The sequence below is a fragment of the Micromonospora sp. WMMD734 genome (assembly GCF_049178975.1).
In the GTDB taxonomy this organism is placed as follows: domain Bacteria; phylum Actinomycetota; class Actinomycetes; order Mycobacteriales; family Micromonosporaceae; genus Micromonospora; species Micromonospora wenchangensis.
Genome location: NZ_JBMHMK010000001.1, coordinates 3611102 through 3632445 on the forward strand (window position 1 = coordinate 3611102; position 21344 = coordinate 3632445).

The 21344-nt window shown below is 74.4% G+C and carries 20 protein-coding genes; 9 read left to right on the forward strand and 11 right to left on the reverse strand.

From position 1 onward, the window contains the following. Positions 1-14: 14 nt before the first annotated feature. The 6 genes from ACN267_RS15190 to ACN267_RS15215 form a co-directional block, all read right to left on the reverse strand. On the reverse strand, positions 15-1034 hold the full coding sequence (locus ACN267_RS15190) for an aminotransferase class I/II-fold pyridoxal phosphate-dependent enzyme (RefSeq protein ID WP_239484661.1): 1020 nt from the start codon (positions 1032-1034) through the stop codon (positions 15-17). After that, positions 1031-2320, reverse strand: a complete 1290-nt coding sequence (locus ACN267_RS15195) for an FAD-dependent oxidoreductase (RefSeq protein ID WP_421488959.1) — start codon at positions 2318-2320, stop codon at positions 1031-1033. The genes ACN267_RS15190 and ACN267_RS15195 overlap by 4 nt, the downstream gene beginning before the upstream one ends. Continuing rightward, on the reverse strand, positions 2317-4017 hold the full coding sequence (locus ACN267_RS15200) for a prenyltransferase/squalene oxidase repeat-containing protein (protein WP_421488960.1): 1701 nt from the start codon (positions 4015-4017) through the stop codon (positions 2317-2319). The genes ACN267_RS15195 and ACN267_RS15200 overlap by 4 nt, the downstream gene beginning before the upstream one ends. Then, positions 4014-5051, reverse strand: coding sequence for a UbiA family prenyltransferase (locus ACN267_RS15205; RefSeq protein ID WP_421488961.1), 1038 nt, complete (start codon positions 5049-5051; stop codon positions 4014-4016). The genes ACN267_RS15200 and ACN267_RS15205 overlap by 4 nt, the downstream gene beginning before the upstream one ends. Then, a complete protein-coding gene (locus ACN267_RS15210; protein WP_421488962.1) occupies positions 5048-6067 on the reverse strand; it encodes a polyprenyl synthetase family protein in 1020 nt (339 codons plus the stop codon). Before ACN267_RS15210 ends, ACN267_RS15205 begins: the two co-directional genes overlap by 4 nt. A 231-nt stretch (positions 6068-6298) precedes the next feature. Next, positions 6299-7324, reverse strand: a complete 1026-nt coding sequence (locus ACN267_RS15215; RefSeq protein WP_421488963.1) for a methyltransferase — start codon at positions 7322-7324, stop codon at positions 6299-6301. Positions 7325-7491: 167 nt separating this feature from the next. Between ACN267_RS15215 and ACN267_RS15220 the strand changes: the two genes are divergently transcribed. Next, positions 7492-8355 (forward strand): TauD/TfdA dioxygenase family protein, encoded by an 864-nt coding sequence (locus ACN267_RS15220; RefSeq protein WP_204957203.1) that lies wholly within the window; start codon positions 7492-7494, stop codon positions 8353-8355. Positions 8356-8392: 37 nt separating this feature from the next. Here the strand turns inward: ACN267_RS15220 and ACN267_RS15225 are convergent, their stop codons facing one another. Continuing rightward, positions 8393-9562: a cytochrome P450 gene (locus ACN267_RS15225; protein ID WP_239484660.1), complete on the reverse strand. Its 1170-nt coding sequence runs from the start codon at positions 9560-9562 to the stop codon at positions 8393-8395. A 187-nt stretch (positions 9563-9749) separates the two neighbouring features. On the opposite strand from ACN267_RS15225, the gene ACN267_RS15230 reads away from it, so the two are divergent. After that, entirely contained in the window at positions 9750-10931 is a 1182-nt protein-coding gene (locus ACN267_RS15230) for a nucleotide disphospho-sugar-binding domain-containing protein (RefSeq protein ID WP_421488964.1), read from the forward strand. 30 nt (positions 10932-10961) lie between these two features. Next, positions 10962-12167 carry a cytochrome P450 gene (locus tag ACN267_RS15235; RefSeq protein WP_421488965.1) on the forward strand — a complete coding sequence of 402 codons (1206 nt, stop codon included), beginning with the start codon at positions 10962-10964 and terminating at the stop codon, positions 12165-12167. Positions 12168-12216: 49 nt separating this feature from the next. Here the strand turns inward: ACN267_RS15235 and ACN267_RS15240 are convergent, their stop codons facing one another. Further along, entirely contained in the window at positions 12217-13614 is a 1398-nt protein-coding gene (locus tag ACN267_RS15240) for a condensation domain-containing protein (protein ID WP_421488966.1), read from the reverse strand. A gap of 90 nt (positions 13615-13704) precedes the next feature. On the opposite strand from ACN267_RS15240, the gene ACN267_RS15245 reads away from it, so the two are divergent. From ACN267_RS15245 to ACN267_RS15255, 3 genes are all read left to right on the forward strand, one after another. Next, positions 13705-14409, forward strand: a complete 705-nt coding sequence (locus ACN267_RS15245) for a 4'-phosphopantetheinyl transferase family protein (RefSeq protein WP_421488967.1) — start codon at positions 13705-13707, stop codon at positions 14407-14409. A gap of 72 nt (positions 14410-14481) precedes the next feature. Next, positions 14482-14763 (forward strand): phosphopantetheine-binding protein, encoded by a 282-nt coding sequence (locus tag ACN267_RS15250; RefSeq protein ID WP_281899330.1) that lies wholly within the window; start codon positions 14482-14484, stop codon positions 14761-14763. Between the two features lie 44 nt (positions 14764-14807). Next, positions 14808-16121 carry a glycosyltransferase family 2 protein gene (locus tag ACN267_RS15255; RefSeq protein ID WP_281899332.1) on the forward strand — a complete coding sequence of 438 codons (1314 nt, stop codon included), beginning with the start codon at positions 14808-14810 and terminating at the stop codon, positions 16119-16121. Between the two features lie 45 nt (positions 16122-16166). Here ACN267_RS15255 and ACN267_RS15260 read toward each other — a convergent pair whose 3' ends face one another. From ACN267_RS15260 to ACN267_RS15270, 3 genes are all read right to left on the reverse strand, one after another. Then, on the reverse strand, positions 16167-17402 hold the full coding sequence (locus ACN267_RS15260) for a beta-ketoacyl-[acyl-carrier-protein] synthase family protein (RefSeq protein ID WP_421488968.1): 1236 nt from the start codon (positions 17400-17402) through the stop codon (positions 16167-16169). 70 nt (positions 17403-17472) lie between these two features. Continuing rightward, entirely contained in the window at positions 17473-17733 is a 261-nt protein-coding gene (locus ACN267_RS15265; RefSeq protein WP_204928196.1) for an acyl carrier protein, read from the reverse strand. 168 nt (positions 17734-17901) lie between these two features. Beyond that, complete coding sequence (locus ACN267_RS15270; protein WP_204957196.1) at positions 17902-19185, reverse strand: cytochrome P450; 1284 nt, start codon at positions 19183-19185, stop codon at positions 17902-17904. Between the two features lie 153 nt (positions 19186-19338). Here ACN267_RS15270 and ACN267_RS15275 point away from each other — a divergent pair, with 153 nt between their 5' ends. The 3 genes from ACN267_RS15275 (at position 19339) to ACN267_RS15285 (ending at position 21342) form a co-directional block, all read left to right on the forward strand. After that, positions 19339-19884: an RNA polymerase sigma factor gene (locus tag ACN267_RS15275; protein ID WP_421488969.1), complete on the forward strand. Its 546-nt coding sequence runs from the start codon at positions 19339-19341 to the stop codon at positions 19882-19884. Continuing rightward, positions 19881-20642, forward strand: a complete 762-nt coding sequence (locus ACN267_RS15280; protein WP_421488970.1) for a hypothetical protein — start codon at positions 19881-19883, stop codon at positions 20640-20642. The genes ACN267_RS15275 and ACN267_RS15280 overlap by 4 nt, the downstream gene beginning before the upstream one ends. Positions 20643-20865: 223 nt before the next feature. After that, a complete protein-coding gene (locus ACN267_RS15285; RefSeq protein WP_281899341.1) occupies positions 20866-21342 on the forward strand; it encodes an iron chaperone in 477 nt (158 codons plus the stop codon). Positions 21343-21344 lie beyond the last annotated feature (2 nt).

Here is a 21344-nt window from a genome sequence, read left to right on the forward strand (position 1 = left end):
CTCCGACCTCGCGGTCACGTGGGCCAGGTGCTCTGGACAAAGGCGCACAGCCGGGCGTTCGCCTCGTCGGTGCCGACGGTGATCCGGACCCCCGCACCGGGCAGGGCCATCACCAGGATGCCGGCGTCGCGGGCCTGCTCGGCGAACGGCACCGCCCGCTCCCCCAACGGCAGCCAGACGAAGTTCGCCTCGCTGGGGGCCACGGTGAGGCCGATCGCGCGCAGCCCGTCGATCAGCCGGGCCCGGGACGCCGCCAGGTCGGCGCAGCGTCGGGTCAGTTCGGGGGTGACCGCCTCGTCGAGGCTCGCCACCGCCGCCGCCTGGGCCAGGCTGTTCGGGAAGAACACCGCGCCCACCATGCCGGCCAGCGGCGTCACCCGGGGTGGCACCACCGCGTAGCCGACCCGCAGCGCGGCCAGCCCGTACGCCTTGGAGAAGGTCCGCAGGACGCAGACGTTGTCGTGGGCGCGGAACAGGTCCATCCCGTCGGGCACCTGCGGGTCGGTGACGAACTCCCGGTACGCCTCGTCGATGATCACCGGTACGTCGGCCGGGATCCGGGCCAGGAACGCCTCGATCTCGTCGCGGTGCAGCACCGCCCCGGTCGGGTTGTTCGGGTTGCACAGCAGCACGCACCGGGTCTGGTCGGTCACGGCGGCGGCCATCGCCGGCAGGTCGTGGCGGTAGCCGTCCATCGGCACCGGTACGCCCCGGGCCCCGACGTTGCCGATGATCAGCGGGTAGCCCTCGAAGGACAGCGCCGGGTGCACCACCTCCGGGCGCGGCCCGAGCGCCTGGACGAGGTGCTGGCACAGCCCGGCCGAACCGGGCCCGACGAGGATCGACTCCGGTCCCACGCCCAGCCGCGCGGCAAGCGCCCCCCGCAGCGCGGCGGCGGTGCGGTCCGGGTACCGCTGGAGGGCGGCGGCACCGTCCTCGACGATCCGCCTGATGCTCGGCAGCGGCGGGTACGGCGTCTCGTTCATCGACAGGTCGGCCGGCGGCTGGGTGCCGACGGTGGTCGCAGTGGTCATCGTCGCTCACTTCGTTGCGGGGCCGGCGGGACGGGTTGGTGGGCGTGCCGGTCGACGAGCAGCCCGAGCTGGTACATCCGGTCGACCGGGGACAGCGGCCTGACGGTCGTGCCGGACAGGTTGCCGGCGGTGAGCGCGAGCAGCCGGGGGTTGGCCGCGGTGCGCCGCATCATCCGCCCCCCGAGCAGCCGGGGCAGCCCGGAGACGCTGGTGAGCATGCGGGCCGCGCTGTGGCTGACCGTGGCGACGTGGTCGAGGTGGGGCCGGCGCGCGGCGTCGTAGTCCCGCAGTGCCCGGTCCACCCCGGCGTCGTCGGGGCGGCCCCCGTCGGCGGTGAGGGTGGCCGCCAGGGTCTCGGCGTCGGTGAGTGAGCTGTTGACACCCTGCGCCGCCATCGGGTGCACCGCGTGGGCGGCCTCGCCGAGGAGGGCGAGCCCCGGCACGGTCAGCCGGGCCGCCCGCAGCCGGTAGACCGCGAGGAGTTGCCGCCGGTCCAGGTGGGCCCGCAGCGCCGTCCCCAGCGGCCGGATCGCGGGCACCTCGGCGAGCAGCCGGTCGCACCAGTCGGCCAGGTCGGCGGCGCTGCGGCCGCGGAACTCGTCCGGGGTCACCTGGACGTAGACCCGGCACCGCCCGCCGGGCAGCGGGTAGACCAGGCACAGCCCGCGCCCGGTGCGGTAGGCCGACACCTCGTCGGCCACCTGGACCCCGGGCACGTCGAAGGCGACCAGGCCGTGCGGGTACTCCCGCCGCTCGACGTCGATGCCGACGGCCTTGCGCAGCGGTGAGGACATCCCGTCGGCGGCGACCACCAGCGCCGCCCGGATCTCCTGCTCGCCGTCGCCGCCGGCGACCCGGACCCCGGTGACCCGGCCGTCGGCGGCGCGCAGCGGGCCGGTGACCCGCTGCCCCCACCGGATCTCGACGCTGGCGGGCAGCCCGTCGGCGAGCACGGCACGCAGGTCGCCGTAGTCGGCGCAGAGGATCTGCCGGTACCGGCCGGGCAGGGTGCCGTAGTCGAGGGCGAGCAACGGGCCGCCCTGCGGGTCGCGGATGGCCAGTTGGTCGACCGGGCACGCGCCGGTGGCCCGCAGGGCGTCGAGCATGCCCCAGCCGTCCAGGATGCGTACCGTCTCGGGTTGCAGGATCTCGCCCTTGGCGATCGACGCGGGGGTGCGTTGCCGGTCGAGCACCAGCACCCGCAGGCCGCGCGCGCCGAGCGCGCGGGCGGCGGCCAGGCCGCCGGCCCCGGCACCGACCACGACGACGTCGGCGTCGGCGTTCATCGGGCGACCGCGCCGGGTGCGACGTCCGCCCGCCCGGCGACGGTACGCCGGTACTCACCGAGTGCCCGCAGCGCGACCGCCTGGGTGATCACCGCGTTGGGGTAGCGCAGGTGGTGGCGGATGTAGTTGCAGACCCGGGTGGCCGGCCAGCCGCCGTCGGGCCCGGCGGCGGCGAGCAGCCAGGAGACTCCCCGGTCGACAGCGTCGGCGTGCCCGGGGTCGCCGGTGGCCAGCAACCCCTGAACCGCCCAGCCGGTCTCCTCGACCGACCCGGCGGTGCCGTCGCCCGGCCCCCACGACCCGTCGGGCAGTTGGGTGTCGCGCAGCCAGCGCACCGCCCGCCGGACCACGTCGTGCCGGGCGTGCCCGACCCGGCACAGCGCGGCCACCACCACCGCCGTGCCGGAGGTGTGGTCGCGGTACCACAGGTTCTCGTAGCTGCCGTCGGGGCGCACGGCGGTCAGCAGCCAGGCCGCCCCGGCGGCGATCGCCGGGTGGTCGTCGGGGTGCCCCGCGTCGTGCAGGGCGTGCACGGCCTGGCTGGTGATGGCGGGGCAGGGGCCGTCGTTGGCGAGCTTGGTGTCGCGCACCCACAGGCTCCACGAGCCCCGGCTGTCCTGCCGGCCGACCAGCCAGTCCAGGCCGCCGCGCAGCACCGGGTCGGTGCCGGCGTCGGGGTAGCCGGCGAGCGCCGACAGGATCTCGGCGGACTCCAGGGTCACCGGCCAGCCGCCCACGTTGGAGTAGCTCCACCCGCCCGGCGGCACGTCCAGCACCGTGAACGCGGTCGGCTTGCGGGTGGCGTGGAAGAACTCGCGGGTGGGGCGCAGCCGGGGGTCGGCGGCGTACCCGGCGGCGATCAGCCCGGTCACCGCGTACCCGGAGCGGGTCAGGTCGAGGTTGGTCACCGCGTCCCAGGCGCCGTCGGGGCGTACCGCGCGGCGCAGCCAGCCCACCACGGCGGTGGCGATGTCCGGGGCTTCGCCGGAGCGGGCCAGGCCGAGCAGCACCAGGGCGGCCGGCCACGGGTCCTCGCTCAACGCGCCGGTGCGGCCCTCGTGGTCGTAGATCGCGCGCAGCAGCCGCAGCGCCGCCGGTCGGGCCCGCCGCAGGGTGGCCCGACGCAGCCGGCCGGTGGGCAGCAGATCGGCCTGCATCAGGGCCAACCCGATGAACGGCGCGGTACGGAACGACAGGCGCTGGCGGCGGACCCGGTCGAACAGGACGATCTCCAGCGGCAGCCGGCGCAGCGGGCCCGCCTCGGCGGTCATCCCGGCCATGGTGAGCAGTTGCCGGCAGAGCAGTGAGATGGCCGGGTCGGTGACCGTGTCGACGCCGCCCATCGCGGCCAGCCGGGCGCGGCCGGCGGTGATCGCCTCGGCGCTGGCGTCCGGTGCGGTCAGGGCCAGCGCGGCGACCGCGACGGCGGTGGCGACGACCTCGCTGTCGGCCCCCACCACGCCGCCCCAGCCGCCGTCGTCGTGCTGCTGCCGGCGCAGCCATGAGGTGCCGGCGTCGACCAGGTCGGCGCTGCCCACCGGGTCGGCGGCGTGCAGGGCGGCGACGGTGCCCGCGGTGCCCAGCACCGAGGCCGGCGGGTCGTCGCCGAACACCCCGTCGGGGCGCTGCCGGCGCAGCAGCGCCTCCGCGCCGCGGGTGATGGCCCGGTCGAGGGCCTCGGTGGGCACAGCGGTCATGACACGTCCTCCATGGCGGCTCGACGGGGGGTGGCCAGCGCCAGCGCGGGTCGTCCGGTGCCGAGTTCGTGCCCGGCGCGCATCGTCCGCTGCGCCCACCAGGTCAGGGCGACCATCGGCACCGCCAGCAGCAGTTGCACGCCGATCCCGAGCCCCAGCCCGACCAGGGCCGAGGCCAGCACCACCCGCTCGACCACCAGGACGGCGTGCGCCCGCAACGCCACCAGCACGGGCATGTCGGCGCGGTGCGCGACGAGCGGGGCCAGGGCGGCGACCCCCAGCGCCACGACGACGGCGAGCGTCGCCAGGTAGCCGGCCCGCCGGGCCGGCCCGGCCAGCAGCCCGGCGGCCAGCGCGGCGACGACGGTGCCGGCGTAGAGGGCCAGCACGGTACGGACCGCGAACGGGGTGCCCCGGCGTACCGGCAGGGTGCGGTAGCCGCCGGCCCGGTCACCGTCGATGTCGCGCAGCGCGCCGACCAGGTTGGACATCGTGTCGTGCGACCAGAACGCGACAATCGAGGCGAGCAGCACCGGCAGCGCCGACGGCTGCTGCGGGGACAGCCCGACGGTCAGCGTGCCGTAGAGCAGCGCGATCGCGCCGAGCGCGCCCCGGACCAGGTTGCCGGCGATGCCGCGCGCCTTGCACCAGCGGCTGTAGGCGACGATGCCGAACGCGCCGAGCACCGCCGCCGAGGTGGTGCCCCAGCCGCCGAGCACCGCCAGCAGCGCGAGGACGGCGAAGCAGGCGCAGCCGCACCACAGCGCCGTACGGGCGGCCAGCCGGCCGGACGGGATCGGCCGGTGCGGCTTGCTGCCGGCGTCGAGTTCCCGGTCGAAGTAGTCGCCGAGGTAGTGGCCGCCGAGCCAGCCGGCGGTCGGGGCGGCCCAGGCCGACAGCAGCAGCCACGGGTGGTGCGGCCCGTCGGCCAGGGCCGCGCCGGCGAGGCCGACCAGCCCGACGTACCACAGGGTGTACGGCCGCCAGGTCTCGACGTGTGCCCGCAACGCCCGTACCGAACCGGTCGCGCTCACGCCGTCTCGCTCGTCATCCAGTGGGCGATACCGGCGAGCACGGTGGCGCTGGGGGACGGGGTGAGCCCGGCCAGCTCGGCCAGTGCCCGCTCGGCGTGCTCCGCCATCTGCCGGCGGGCGCTGCGCACCGCGTCGACCTCGGCGAGCAGGTCGGCGACCCACTCGACGTCCCCCGGGCCGGCCCCGCGCCGGTGCAGCACCGCCATCAGTTCCACCCGGGCGGCGTCGGTGGCGGCGTCGTAGGCGAGCAGCAGCGGCAGGGTGGGTCGGCCGTTGTTGAGGTCGCTGGTGGCCGGCTTTCCCGTCTGTTCCGGGGTGGCCACGTAGGACAGCAGGTCGTCGCGGATCTGGAAGGCGATGCCGAGGTGTTCGCCGTAGCGGGCCAGTGCGGCGGCGACCTGCGGTTCGGCGCCGCCGAGCAGCGCGCCGACGTGACACACGGCGCGGAACAGCGCGCCGGTCTTGAGCCGGATCATCTCGGGGTAGCAGCGGGCGCCCTCGTCGAGGTCGCCGACGAGCTGCGTTTCGAGCAGCTGCCCCCGGCACAGGTCCCGACCGGCCTCGGCCAGGGCCGCCACGGCGGCGGCGACGTGCCCGGCCGGCACGGTCACCCCGGATTCTACAATGGACTGAAAAGCCGTGAAGATGAGGTGGTCACCCACCACGATGGCGTTGGGGATGCCGAAGGCGACGGGCACCGCGGGCCGACCCCGGCGCAGCGTGTCGGCGTCGATGATGTCGTCGTGCACGAGCGTCGCGACGTGCAGGTACTCCATCCCCAGCGCGGCCGGCAGGACGTCGGCAGGTGAACCGCCCACCGCCTCCGCCGCGTGCAGCGTCATCATCGGACGGAGCAGCTTGCCCGCCGGCAGCAGCGCGTAGCGGGCGATGCCGACCAACTGGTCGGTCGACTCCGGCCACCGGCGTTCGAGTTCCGCGTGCAGCAGTCGTCCCGATTCGCTGCGGGCAAGGTCGTCGATAAAGGGCGGATAGCGCGTGAAACCAGTAACCGTCATAGCGTGTCGACCCTTTCGCAAAGGCTCGGCCCAGCCGGCACGCGAGACGTTACCTGCCGGTCCGTCCATGAACAACCTTCGGAAAAGTGCTCCAGCTATGGAGAAACACGAATATCACAAACCTATTCACCGGCAAATCGGTCGATGCCAGAGAAATCCGCTGAACTGCTCACCGTGCGTCACACGGCACCGCGAAAACAGGTACGAACGTCGGATCGTCGGTCGGGCCGATCAGGCGTCCACAGCGAACTCCAACAGGGTCAGTCCCCCGGTCCCGCGGTAGGTCCCGACCGGCTTCAACCCCGCCGCCGCCGCGAGTGCCACGTGTTCGGGCACCCCCCGCTCCCGGCCACCCACCAGCACCAGCATCTGTAGGTCGTACGGCGAGCGGTGCGGCACGTACGGGTCGGTCGGCAGCACCTCCACCACCAGCACCCGACCGGTGCGCCCGGCCGCCTCGGCGCACCGGCGCAGGATCGCCGTCGCGTGCCTGTCGCTCCAGTCGGTCAACGCCCGGGACACCACATACACGTCGGCCCCGGCCGGCAGCTCGGCGAAGAAGTCCCCGACCACGGCGTCGACCCGGTCGGTCAGCCCGTGCGCGGCGAACGTCGCGGTCGCCGTGGCCACCGGCTCGTCGCGGTCGACCAGGGTGCCCCGCAGGTGCGGGTGGGTCGTCAGCAGCTCCCGCAGCAACCCGCCGGCACCCCCGGCGACGTCGGTCACGTGGCCCACCCGCCGCCACGGGTAGAGCGCCGCCACCTGCGGCGCGGTGAACCGCTGCTGGCTGAGCATCAGCGCGTCGAAGTAGGCCCGGTAGGCCGGGTGCGCGTCGAGGTCGGCCCAGAAGTCCCGCCCGTGCACCGCCTGGTAGCCCGGTCCGCCGGTGCGTACCGCGTGCGGCAGCCCGGTATAGGCGAGGTCCATCCGGGCCCCGAGACCGTCGAGGTCGAGGTAGCCGCCGTGGCCGCCGCCGTCGCGTTCACAGAGCAGCTCGCCGACGTCGGTCAGCGCGAACACGTCAGGCGCGGTCTCCACGAACACACCCCGGTGGACCAGGTAGCGCAGCAGCCGGCCGAGCGCTTCCGGGTCGGCGTCGCAGGCGGCGGCCAGCTTGTCCAGACCGGTCACGCCGGCCGCGATCCGCTCCGGCACCCGCAGGGTGACCGCCGTGCGTACGGCGAACGGGGTGGCCAGGTCGGTCAGCCGGCCGAGCCGGGCCGCCGGATCGTCATCGGTCGAGGTCTCGATCGTCACCGGGACAGCCCCCCGTCGCGCCGCGCGTCCACGATGGCCGTGGCCTCCGCCGGCCCGAATGCTCCCAGGGACGGCGCGACGGCGTCAATATCAACGGTGGAGATCCCATTCACCGGCGTGGAACAATGCGCCGACGGGCCCGGGCGCCCAGACCGGAGGAAGCACCGATGACCACGTCCCTCGTGCCGCAGGTACGGCTCGTCGCGGGCGCCCTGGGCGCCGAGGTCCACGGCATCGACCTGAACACCCTGACCGACGAGGGCTTCGCCCACCTGCACCGGCTGCTGCTCGCCCACCAGGTGGTCTTCGTGGCCGGGCAGACCGCGCTGACGCCGCAGGCGCACATCGCCTTCGGCCGGCGCTTCGGCGAGGTCGAGCTGCACCCGTACCTGCCCCGGTTGGCGGGGCACCCGGAGATCGTCCTGATCGACTCCGAGGACGGCGGCAAGGTGGACGTCTGGCACACCGACATGACCTTCCACCAGAGCCCGCCGATCGCCTCCATCCTGCACCTGGTGCAGCTGCCCGAGACCGGCGGCGACACCATGTGGACCAACCAGTGCAAGGTGTACGAGGCGCTCTCCGCCCCCATGCGGGACCTGCTCGACGGGTTGACCGCCATCCACGTCATCCGGATCGGCACCGAGTTCACCAGCCGGGCCGAACACCCGGTGGTCCGGGTGCACCCCGAGACCGGCCGCCGCTCGCTGTACGTCAACCGGCTGTTCACCTCGCACATCCCGCAGTTGAGCCGCAACGAGAGCGACGCGCTGCTGGAGTACCTGTTCGCGTTCTCCGAGGGCCCCCAGTTCACCTGCCGGTACCGCTGGCGGGTGGGTGACGTCGCGATCTGGGACAACCGGGTCACCCAGCACTACGCGATCAACGATTACACCGGCGTGCGGCGCGGGCAGCGGATCACCGTGCTCGGCGACCACCCGACCGGCGACGCGCCCCGGTGGGAGCACTACGTCGCCGCACCCGGCCAGCGTTACTGGCCGGACCGGGTCAACGCGGTGGAGAGCTACTGACGCGGGCGGCTGCTACCGGCCGGTGACCGGGGCCTCCTCACCAGGTGACCGGGAACGACGCGATGCCGCCGTTCATCCGGTCGTGCCGCCAGGGGATCTCGTCGAGCGGCACGGCGGGGGCCAGCCCCGGCAGCCGCCGCAGCAGCTCACCGATGGACAGCTCCACCTGCATCCGGCCCAGCGCGGTGCCCAGGCAGAAGTGCGGCCCGAAGCCGAAGGTGAGGTGCGGGGCGGTCGGCACCCGGTCGATGTCGAACACGTCGGGGTCGGGGAAGACGCGCGGGTCGCGGTTGCCGACCCACGGGATCGCCATCACGCAGTCCCCGGCGCGCATCGCCGCCCCGCCCAGGGTGAGGTCCTCGCGGACCACCTGGACCCGGAACATGCTGCTCACCGAGGTGTAGCGGAGGATCTCGTCGGTGGCCGAGGAGAGCTTGCCCGGGTCGGCCCGCAGCTTCGCCAACTGCTCGGGGTGCTGGAACAGCGCCCGCAACCCGGCGCTCGTGGAGTTGATCTCCAGCCCGCCGAGCAGCACGCCCATCGCCAGCTCGACCAGTTCCGCGTCGTCGAGTTCGTGCGCGTCGCGGCCCAGCACCCAGGCCGAGAGCAGGTCGTCGCCGGGGTCCGCCCGCTTGCCCGCCAACTGCCCGGCCAGGTATGCCCGCAGCTCCGCCTGCGCGGTGGCGGCGTCGGCGGACCCGTACGCGGTGACCGAGTTGAGGCCCTCGATCCAGCCGTAGAACCGGGGCCGGTCGGCCACCGGCACCCCCAGCACGTCGCAGACCACGTGCACCGGCAGCGGCGCCACCAGCGCGGCGACCAGGTCGGCGGGGCGGGGACCGGCCAACAGGTCGTCGATCAGCGCGTCGACCAGCCGGCGTACCCGGGGGCGGAAGGTGTCGATCCGGCGGGCGGTGAACGCCCGGCTGGCCACCCGCCGCACGACCGCGTGCGCCGGACCGTCCATGTTCAACTCCCGGGGGCCCGCGCCATCGGGCGTACCTGTCGCGCCGAGCGGCAGCCGGGAGAACCGGGGGTCGGCCAGCACCGTGCAGCAGTCCTGGTAGCCGAGCACCAGCCAGGCGGGCCGGCCGTCGGGCAGCCGTACCCGGCCGACCGGCTCGGTGACCATGTCGAGCAGTTCGGCGGGCAGGTCGCCGGTGAACGGCGCGAAGGGGTAGTCCCGCAGCTCCGAGACGACGGTCATGGCGAGCTACCCACCTGTCGGTCGGCGGTCCACATCGGGCACCGGTAAGACTCGGTCATCCGGACGGCCGCCGTCAATATCCATTGGTCGCCGCGACGATCTTCCGGGTGCGGACACCCATCGCCTAGCATCGGTGCACCAGGACTGCCGGGTGGTGCGCGCGGATGGGTCGGACTTGACTGCGGCTTTGCGGATTCTGCTGACGACGTGGGGCTGGCGGTCGCATTTCTACGGCCTGGTGCCGCTCGGCTGGGCCCTGCAGGCGGCCGGCCACGAGGTGCGGGTGGCCAGCCATCCGGCGCTGGTGCCGGCGATCACCTCGGCCGGGTTGGCGGCGGTGCCGCTGGGCGCGGACGTCGACTTCGCCACCGCGTTCGCGGGCCGGATCGGCGCGGTGGGCGCCCTGGACCGGGCCGAGGACGAGCCGGACGACACGGTCGAGCCGGCGATCACCGCCGACGGCGGCGTGGTCCGGTTCGCCGACGCTCTCCTCGACGAGCTGGTCGGGTTCGGCCGTTCCTGGCAGCCGGACCTGCTGGTCTGGGAGCCGTTCAACCTGGCCGCCGCAGTGGCCGCCGCCGCGCTGGACGTGCCCGGGGTACGGCACCTGTGGGGACCGGACTCCTCGGTGACCCTCCGGCTCGACCCGGAGCCGGTGCTCGGCCCGCTGGCCGGCCGGTTCGGGCTGGCCGCCACCGACGTGGACCTCGCCGGTGCGCTGACCCTCGACCCGGTGCCGCCGCCGATGCAGGTGCCGGCGACCGGCCCGACCCGACCGGTCCGGTACGTGCCGTACAACGGCCCGGCCGTGCTGCCGACCTGGCTGCACGGCCCGGCGGACCGACCCCGGGTGTGCGTCACGGCCGGCACCATGATGGCCGGGGCCGGGCTGGACGACCGGCTGGACCTCCCCCGGGTGGTGCGGGCGGTGGCCGGGCTGAACGTGGAGGTCGTCGTGCTGGTCGAGCCGGCCCAGCAGGCGGCGCTGCGCCCGCTGCCGGGCAACGTCCGGCTGGTCGACAGCCCGCTGGCCCTGCGGCTGGTGCTGCCGACCTGCGCCGCGCTGGTGCAGCAGGGCGGTGCCGGGACCACGATGACGGCGCTCGGCCTCGGGGTGCCGCAACTCGTCCTGCCACAGGTCAGCGACCAGCACTTCAACGCCGAGCGGCTGGCCGTCACCGGGGCCGGCACCTGGCTCGCCGGCGACCGGGCCGACGACGACACGCTGCGTGGGCTGGTCGGCGAGCTGATCGCCGACGGCCCCTGGCGGGCTGCCGCCGCGCTGATGCGCGACCGGGTCCACGCGATGCCCGCCCCCGCCGAGGTGCTGCCGGCGTTGGTGGACCTCGCCGCACGTCACCGGAGCTGACCCACCGTTCGACCACCCGAGGAGTCGCAGATGACGCAAGAGCCCATCCCGTACCCGCTCGCTCCGGCTCCGACGATCTACCACCCGTCACCTGACTACACCCGGCTGCGGGAGACCTGCCCGGTGGCGCCGATCGCGTTGCCCGACGGCGGGAAGGCCTACCTGGCCACCCGGCACGCGGACGTCCGCCGGGTCTTCACCGACCAGCGGTTCAGCCGGGCCGCGGCGGCCGGGCCGGACCGGCCGACCCGGGAGCTGGGTTCGCTGGCCGAGGACTCGCTGATCGGGATGGACCCGCCCCGGCACACCACGATGCGCCGGGCGGTGTCGCACGCGTTCACCGTCCGCCGGGTGGAGGCGCTGCGCCCGACGGTGGCCGCGCTCGTCGACCGGATGATCGACGACCTGGTGGCGGCGGGCCCGCCGGCGGACCTGATCCCCCACCTGTCCGCGCCGCTGCCGATCTACGTGATCAGCAAGCTGTTCGGCATCGCGGAGCAGGACCAGGACCGGGTACGCGAGTGGTCCGACGCGCTCGTCGGCGACTGGGACGCCGACCCGGCGGCCCCGCAGGCCGCCCTCGACGCGTTCGGCGAGATGATCGTCGAACGGCGCCGCGAGCCGGGCGACGACCTGATGAGCGCCCTGATCAAGGCCTGGGACGAGCACGACGACCTCACCGAACGGGAACTCGTCTCGGTGACCGCCGGCATCTTCGTCGGCGGCCACGAGACCACCACCAACCAGCTCAACCTGTTCCTGCTCGTGCTGGCCCGGCACCCCGAACAGCTTGCCGGGCTGCGCGGTGACGACCCGGTCGCGGTGGCCCGCGCGGTGGAGGAGCTGTCCCGGTTCATCCAGCTCGGCGACAACGGGGTGCTGCTGCCCCGGGTCACCACCGAGGAGGTGGAACTGGGCGGGGTGTGCCTGCCGGCGGGTACCCCGGTGCTGCCGGCGATCGCCTCGGCCAACCGGGACGGTTCGGTGTTCGCCGGGGCGGACACCCTCGACCTGACCCGGACCGACAATCCGCACCTGGCGTTCGGGGCGGGCCCGCACCACTGCCTCGGCGCGGCGCTGGCCCGGATGGAGTTGCAGGAGGCCCTCGGTGCGCTGCTGCGCCGGCTGCCCGGCCTGCGGCTGGCCGTACCCGAGGAGAAGCTGCGGTTCAAGCCCGGCCTGGTGGTACGCAGCCTGGAGGCGCTGCCGGTGACCTGGGACCGGGTCGAGCGGTGACCGTCGCCACGGCGGTCACCGGGTCGCCCGGCGGGCGGTGACCGGCCGGTCAGCCGGTGACCCGGGTCGGTGCCGCCGGGTCGAACGCGGCCTCGACGGCCACCTCCTCCACCCCGCGCAGCAGCGCCTCGGCCTGGGCCTCGGTGAAACAGCCCAGGTCGAAGATCACCTGGAGGAAGATCGTGTCCGGCTGGTCCTCCACCGTGATGAACGCCTGCTCGGGCAGGTGGTCGAGGGTGCCGTCCCAGACCAGGAACGTCTCGCCCGCCCGGCGGCGGATCTGCTCCGGGGTCACCTCGACGGCGCGGGCCGCGTGGTCCGCCGCCTGCCGGGTCACCACCCGCCGGTCGTTGATCCGCAGGGTCACCCGGGCCGGGTAGCCGCGCTCGTCGTCGAGCCGGGCGGCGGCCTCGGCGAGCTGCGTCGGGTCGTAGTAGGCGTACATGCCGGCGGCGACGGAGGCGCGGCGGGCCCGGGTCACCACCTCGTCCACGGTGGTGTCGGTGGCGTCCACGGTGAGCACCCCGTTCTGGCTCAGCGGGGCGATCGCCTCGGCGAACCCCGGCCGGAACCGGTTGCCGACGATGAGTTTGGCGGTCAGCGGGCTGACCCCGGTAGCCCGGCCCACCGCCACGGCGATCACCGCGAGCAGCACCCGGGAGGTGTCCGTCCGGGTGCGGCGGGCGATGGCCTGCACCGCCAGGTAGGCCGCCGGTGAGCTGAACCGGCCGTGCCAGAACCGCCGGCCGTGCCGGCCGGCCGGGTTGGTGACCCCGCCGAAGGTCGAGGGCGGCAGGTCGCGCAGGTGCGCCTCCCAGTGGCGGACCGCCCGGTCGCTCACCCGGCGCAGCTGCGGGGTGCGCTCGCGCCGGCCGAGGTCGAGCAGTTGCACCGTACGCGGGTCGGGCGCGCGCCGGGCCGTCAGGTCGACCAGTCCGAGGTCGGCCATCACCAGGGCGGTCGCCGTGCCGTCGACGACCAGGTGGTCGAGGGTCAGCACCCGGTGCACCAGCGCGCCCCGGTGCCGGATCACCGCCATCCGCACCGACCAGTCCCGGTAGAGGTCGTAGGGGGCCAGCAGCCGGGCGTGGCCCAACTCGTAGGCGAACTTCGCCACGTCGGCCGGGTCGGCGTCGTCGGGGACGTCCAGCACGTCCAGGGCGATCTCCCCGTCGGCGGCGACCACCTGACAGGGCTCGCCGTGCTCGTCGGTGCCCAGCCGCATCCGCAGCGCCGGGTGCCGGCTCATCAGGTCACCGAGCTGAGCCGCGACCTGCTCCACGGTGACCCCGGCCGGCACCGGGTGCGCGCCGCTGACGTTGTGCGTCCACCCGGTCTCCCGCATGTCCTGCATGATCGCCAGTTGACCCCAGGTCAGCGGCGCGGTCCCGGCCCCCGGGCCGGCGAACGGGACGAGCACCTGCGCCTCGGCGGTCTGCGCGAACATCGGTCAATCAGAGCAACGTTGATCGGCACGTGTCAACGTCGCCGGTCGGGTCGCCGGCCGGCCGGTGACGCCGGCGTTAGGGTACGGCCCATGCGGGACACCGTCCGGATCTGGATCCTGCCGGCCCGGGTCGGCCCGGACGAGCTGGCCCGCTACGACGCGGTGCTCACCGCCGACGAACGCCGCCGGGCGGCGGCGCTCGGCCCGGCCACCGCCCGGGACCGGTTCACCGTGGCGCACGGGGCGCTGCGGCTGCTGGTGGGCGCGGCCCTGGGCGTCGCACCCGGACGGCTCGCCTGGCGGCGGGGCCGGTACGGCAAGCCGACGTTGACCGAGCCCCGGGGCGGGCCGCAGACCAGCCTGTCGTACTCCGCCGGGCTGGTCGCGGTGGCGGTGGGCGGTGACCGTCCGGTGGGGGTCGACATCCAGCACGTTGCGCCGGACCGGGACCCGGTGGCGCTGGCCGCCCGGTTCTTCGCCGCCGGGGAGGCCCGGCACGTCGCCTCGGGGCCGGACGTCGCCGACCGGGCCGACCGGTTCGCCCGGCTGTGGGCCCGCAAGGAGGCGGTGGTCAAGGCGGCCGGGGAACGGCTCTGGCCGCACCTGACGCTGCCGGTGCACCGGGGCGACGTGGTGGCGTGCGGCGACCCTCCTGGCGTACACCGGGTCACCGACGTCGCGACCCCGGCCGGCTACCGGGTCGCGGTGGCCCTGACCGGCGACGGGCCCTACGACACGGCGTCGTTCCACGGCCTCGACGGACCGTCCGGAGCGGTCCCGCGACCGGTCGGCTGAAGATCGCGACAGCCGTTGACACCTGCCGATCACGTTTGCTCTGATGGGCTCCATGTTGGAGCGTGTGGTCCAGTGACAGAGCCCGACACGACCACCGCGCCACAGCTGCGTGGGCAGGTCGTCGACACGATGGTCGCGCTGCTGACCCGGATGCTCCGGCCGGAGGCACCGGTCACCGTCGGCACGCAGCTGATGGACGAGCTGGGCCTCAGCTCCTCCCTCGCGCTGGAGCTGCTGCTCGAGATCGAGGACGAGCTGGAGATCCAGATCGACGTCGAGGATCTCGACGAGGACCGGATGACCACGGTCGGCGACCTGGCCGACTACATCACCCAGCACTGCACCCCCCGCTGACGCCCCGCGACGGGGGCCCGGCCGGTATCTTCCGAAGGAGTTCCATGGACCGGCCCCGCCTGAGCGTGGTGATCCCCGCCCACAACAACGCCGTCGCGCTCGACACGACCGTCGCGTCACTGACCCGGCAGACCCTCCCGACGCAGGAGTTCGAGGTCATCGTCGGCGACGACGGTTCGGCCGTCCCGCTGACCCCGGTCGTCGAACGCTACGCCGACCGGCTGCGGATCGCCTGCGTGCGCAGCGAGACCAACCGGGGCCGCAGCGCCAACCGCAACGCGGCGGCGGCCCGCGCCCAGGCCGACGTCCTGCTGTTCCTGGACGCCGACACGGTCGCCCATCCCACCCTGCTCGCCCGGCACCGCGACCACCACGCCGCCCGCGGCGGCCGGCCCGGGGTCCTGCTCGGTCAGCGCTACGACCTCGACTGGGCCGGCGCGGACGCGGTGCGCCGGGGCGAACCCGTCGACCCGGAGCTGCTGGACGCCGAGCGGGGCGACCCCCGGCTGGAGGACATCGCCCACCCGCAGCGCATCCGCGACTTCCCCAGCGCGCCCTGGGTGCTGGGCCTGACCCACAACGCCTCGGTCGACCGGGAGTCGTTCCTGCGGGTGGCCGGCTTCGACGAGGCGATGGTCAAGTGGGGGTTCGAGGACCTGGAGTTCTTCTACCGGATCTTCCACCTGCACGGGGGCCGGCCCGACGTGTTCGAGCTGGACGTCGAGGCGACGTCGTACCACCTGCCGCACTTCCGCAAGACGTCCAACGGGCTCGCCTCGATGGACAACATGAAGTACCTGCTGCGCAAGCACCTGCGCTACGACGTCGAGGTGCTGTACGCGATCAACACGTTCGGCCGGCACCTGGGCCGCATCCGGCTCTACGGCCAGGCCATCGAGGCGTACCGGCGGGCGGGGTTGGGACGGCCGGAGGCGCTGCCCGACACGCTGCGCACGGAACTGGCCGGCCGCACCGCGTTGGTGATCGGCAACGGGGTGTCCACCCTGGAACTGGGCCCCGACTCGCAGACCTTCGACCACGACGCGCCGGCCGGGCCGACCAACGCGCACCTGCTCGGCACGGTGCTCCAGCAGTTCAAGGCCGGCGCGCTCGACGTGATCGTCAACGTCGACCTGTGGCGCTTCCTGCTGCCCGAGGACCTGCCGGCGTTCCTGACCCGGGGGCTGCTCAAGGCCGACCGGATCGAGCTGGTCTGCACCGACGCCCCGGTCGACCAGCGGGCGATGCTGCCGGTGCCGCTCGTGGCCGACCTCGACTACGTGACCGACATGCTGGACCAGCACTTCGCCGTCACCGTCGCCCGGTACGACGGGGCGTCGGTGCTCACCGTCCGCTGACACCGCCCCGACGCGGCAGTCGGAATCGTCCCCGGAGGCGGCGGGTCACGCCCCGGGCGGGCCGAACAGCAGGCTGACGTTGTGGCCGCCGAAGCCGAACGAGTTGGACATCACCGTGGTCACGGCGGCCTCCCGCGGCTGCTTGCGGATGTGGTCGAGATCGTCACCCGGGTCGGGGTCGTCGAGGTTGTGGGTCGGCGGGAGCAGGCCGCGACGCAGTGCCTCGACCCCGATCGCCGCCTCGATCACCCCGGAGACGCCGAGCACGTGCCCGGTGACCCCCTTGGTGGAGCTGACCGGCGGACCGGCCGCGCCGAAAACGTCCCGCAGGGCGGCCACCTCGGCCGCGTCACCGGCCCTGGTGCTGGTGCCGTGGGCGTTGAGGTAGCCGACGTCGTCGGGTCCCAGGCCGGCGTCGCGCAGCGCCGTGCGCATGCAGTGCGCCGCACCGGACCCGTCGGGGCGGGGGGTGGTCGGGTGGTAGGCGTCGTTGTTCGCGCCCCACCCGAGCGGGTCGGCGTACCGCCGGGCGCCGCGCGCCACCGCGTGCGCGGTGCGTTCCAGGACGAACACCCCGGCCCCCTCGCCGAGGACGAGGCCGTTGCGCCGCCTGTCGAACGGGCGGCTCGCCTCCGTCGGGTCCGACCAGCCGTGGGCGAGCGCGCGGGCGTTGCCGAACGCGTCGGCGAAGGTCGGGAAGAGCGGTGCCTCGCTGGACCCGCAGAGCACCAGGTCGGCCTCGTCGGCGCGCAGGATACGCAGCGCCTCCCCGATCGACTGGGCCCCGGACGCGCAGGCGGTGCCGATCGACGAGGTGTAGCCCCGGATGCCGTGCCTGATGGCGATCCGCGCCGCGCCCATGTTGGGCAGGGTGCCGGGCAGCATGTACGGGCTGACCCCGAACCGGCCCCGCTCGGCCCGCGCGAGGACCTGGCTCGCCAGGGTCGACAGGCCACCGACGCCGGAGACGATCACGGCCACCCGGTACGGGTCGACGTCGCGGCCCACCTCGACCCCGGCGTCGGCAAGTGCGTCACCGGCCGCCCGCAGCGCCATCACCACCGCGCGGTCGGCCACCCGGGACTCGGGGCCGGGCAGCACGCTGGCCGGGTCGATGTCCGGGCTGAACGCGGCGACGTCGACGACGCCGTGCACCGGGTGCCCCTCGGGCGGCCGGGTCAGGCCGGACCGGCCCGCGCAGACCGCGTCGAACACCTCGGCGGCGGTGCTGCCGACCGGGCTGACCAGCCCGATCCCGGTCACCGTCACGCCGGCACGCATGCGCGTCCCCTCTCGTGCTGCTGCACCGAACGCTTCACGGACCGCCTCCGGGGCGGCGCGGCGGGCACGGTCAGTGTGCCGAGGCGGGCTCGACGCGGGCGGCCACCGTGCGGCAGAACTCGCCGACGGTCATCATCGCCAGTGCCTCGGCCTCGTCGTCGTCGAAGGTCACCCCGAACCGGTCCTCCACCCGGACGGCCAGTTCGGCGAGGCCGAGCGAGTCGACGTCGAGACCGGCCGGACCGAACACCGTGTCGTCGTCGGCGCCCTCGATGTCGTACTTCATCTCGGTCAACGCGGCGAAGAGGAACGCGCGGATCTCGTCGGTCATGGTCGGGGTTTCCTTTCCGGAGGTCGGCGTCGGCGGACCCGGCCGCCGGTGGGACGCGGGAGGCGTGGCAGTGGCCGGGGACGCAGCCGGGACCAGGTGCGACGTCGGTGGGACCGTCGCCGCGCTGGTCACCGGAGCAGCCGCTCCGTTTTGATCGACCTTACTCAATCAAGCCGGTTGCGCAAGGTCCACCCGGGCGGTGCCGGCCGGCCGATCGGTCGCCGGCGCGACGACCCGCACCGCGAGCTGGTCGTACCCCCGCAGCATGAGTTGCCGTGGCGCGTCGGGGGTCGCGGCGAGCGCCAGCGCCGGGAACCTGTCGAGCAGCCGGGGCAGCGCGAGCCGCCCCTCCGTGCGGCCCAGCGCCGCCCCGACGCAGTAGTGCGGCCCGGCGCTGAACGCCAAGTGCCGGTTGTCCGCCCGGGACGGATCGAACGTGTCCGGATCGGGGAACCGGCGCGGATCCCGGTTGGCCGCACCGGTCAGCACCAGCGCCGTCCGCCCACGCGGGACGGCCACCCCGGCGACCTCGGTGTCCTCGGCGGCGTAGCGCACCGCAAAGTGCACAGGCGGCTCGTAGCGCAGGATCTCCTCGACGTACGCCGGGGCGAGGGACGGGTCGGCGCGCAGCGCGGCCAGCGCGGCGGGCCGCGCCAGCAGCAGGGTCAGCCCGCTGCCGAACAGGTTGGCGGTGGTCCGGAACCCCGCGTTGTACGTGACGATCAGGTTCGCCAGCAGCTCCGCCTCGGAGAGCTGGTCGGGGCGTTCGGCGCGCAGCCGGGCCAACGCCGAGACGAGGTCGTCGCGGGGTTCGGCCCGGCGGGCGGCGAGCAGCGTGGTGAAGTACCCGGCCAGCTCCTCGGCGGCGCGGTTGGCGGCCCGGATCTCCCGGAACGAGCGCGGCCCGATCTCCAGCACCGCGTCGAACGCACGCACCCGGGACGGGAACCAGGCCCGGTCGGCGGGCGGCACCCCGAGCAGCTCGCCGACGACGGCGCTGGGCAGCGGCAGGGCGAACGCCGCCATGAAGTCCACCGGGCGGCCGTCCGCGCCCGCCTCGGCGAGCCCGTCGAGCAGGTCGTCGGTGATCCGCGCGATCGCCGGTTCCAGGGCGGCGACCCGGCGGGCGGTCAGCGCCTGGCCGAACAGGTGACGCACCCGGGCGTGGTCCTCGGCCGGGGCGTTGAACATGCTGGCCTGTAGGGTCCGCAGCACCGCGTGGTCGCGCCAGCGGACGCCCGCGTGGTCCAGGTAGCGCGCGTCGAGCACCCGGAAGACCGGATCACGCAGCACCCGCTGGGCCGCGGCGTACCCGTGGACCACCACGGCGTGCGGTGCCGTCGGGGCGAGGGCGACCGCCTCCCCCAGCTCGTGCAGCCGGGCGTAGTACGGGTACGGATCGCGTCGGACCTCGTCGCCGAGCAGCTCGTCGAGGGATACCGGGAAACCCATGGCGCTCCTCGTCGGGGTGCACGGGCGGAGGATGCCGTGACCTTAGACGCATCGACGGCAGGCTGTCCACGGCTGGTTCGGTGCCGAACCGGGTGTGACAGTGGGGACGCCGCCGGACAGGTAGGGGGTGGAACGGCCGACCGAGAGGTGCACATGAGCAGTGCTGATGACGGCGTACGGGAGCAACGGTTCCGCTCCCTGCACGCCGCGACGTACCCGGACCTGCTGCGGTTCGTCCAGCGGCGGGTCCCACCCAGCGAGGCGGAGGACGTCGTCTCGACGGTCTTCCTCACCGCCTGGCGACGCTTCGACGACCTTCCCACCGACGCCCGTCCGTGGCTGTTCGCGGTGGCCCGCAACACGATGGCGAACCACACCCGGAGCTGGTTGCGCCGACAGGCCCTGGACGTCCGGCTGGTGGCGGCGGACGGGCCGGCGTACGCCGACGACATGGTCGACGCCGCCGCCCGGATCGACCTCGACCGGGCCTGGCGCAGCCTGCGACCCGCCGACCGGGAGGTGCTGGCGCTGGTGGCGTTCGACGGGTTGACCGCCGAGCAGGCGGCCACCGTGCTGGGCTGCCGCCGGTCGACGTTCGCCATGCGGTTGGGCCGGGCCCGGGAACGCCTGCGGGCCGCGCTGGAACCGGCCGCCCCCCGTCCGCACGCCCTCACCGTCTTCAAGGAGCAGCAGTCATGACGGATCTGGAACGCCTTGCCGCATTGGACCCGGCACGCGGGGTGCAGCCGACCCCGGCCGACTGGGAACGGGCCACCGCGGTCGTCGACGGGATCGTCGCAGGCCGGGCAGCCGTCCGTCCCGGGCCGGCACGCCGCCCGGTGACCAGGCGTTGGGTGGTCGGCCTGGTCGCCGCCGGGGCGGTCGCGGTGGTGGGCGCGGTCACCGTGCCCGCGCTGCTACCGGGGCCGATGGACCGGGCCTTCGCCGCCTGGACCCCGGTGCCCGGCGCGCTCACCGGCGAGCAGGTCATGCCGCAGGCCCGCCGGTGCGCCGCGAGCGGGGTGGGCAGCGAACCGACGGCACCGGTCGGCCCCGCCGACGTGCTCCTGGCCGAGCGCCGGGGGGTGGCCACCCTGCTCATCCAGCAGCGTGGCGCGGGCGTGATCGAGTGCATGAGCGTCGACGACGGCCAGCCGACCGCGATGACGTTGGCGGACGGCCCCCTGCCGCCTCCCGCCGCCGGCACCGTCAACCTTGAGACGCGCAGTTCGGTCGGCTCCGGCCGGGACCAGTACTCCAACGCCGTGGGTCTGGTCGGCCCGTCGGTCACCGGCGTCGACCTGGTCCTCGCCGACGGCAGGACCATCCGGACCAGCACCGGGGGCGGATGGTGGGCCGCGTGGTGGCCGGGGCCCGAGGGCGGTGAGATCGGCAGCATCACGGTGGTCGTGCACAGTCCCACCGGCTCCACCACGCACCGGATCGAGGACCTGTGACCGGCGGCCCCGCCGGGGTCCGGCGCACGGCGTGGCGGGCCTCGCCGCAGCGCCGCCCGGCGGGGCCGCTCGGGGCGGTCCCGGCCCGGTGGGCGACCCGGCCGCCGGGCGGGTCGGCCCGGCCGGTCAGGAATCGAGAAGCCGTCGGTCCGACCGGGTCATAGCCTTTACCCCAGGTGGCCGGCAGCGTGCCGCGCCCCGTCCGACCAGCGAGGGAGCCCGCGTGTCCACGAAGAAAGCGACCACCGCGACCGACGGCGACACCAGCGGGGAGGCCGGCGGCGGGTTCACCGCCGAGGAGCGGGCCGCGATGCGGGAACGTGCGGCCGAGTTGCGGGCCGAGGGGCGCAAGGGCGCCAAGAAGGCCGACGGCATGCAGGCGGTGCTGGACCGGATCGCCCAGATGGCCCCGGCGGACCGGACGCTCGCCGAGCGGGTGCACCTGACGGTCACCACGGTGGCCCCGCAGCTGTCGCCGAAGACCTGGTACGGCATGCCCGCGTACGCGAACGAGGACGGCAAGATCGTCGTGTTCTTCCAGGACGCCGGCAAGTTCAACTACCGGTACTGCACCCTCGGGTTCCAGGAGTCGGCCCACCTCGACGACGGTGACCTGTGGCCGGTGTCGTACGCCCTGCGGTCGTGGACCCCGGAGGTGGAGAAGCGGGTCCGGGACCTGGTGACCACGGCGGTCTCCTGACG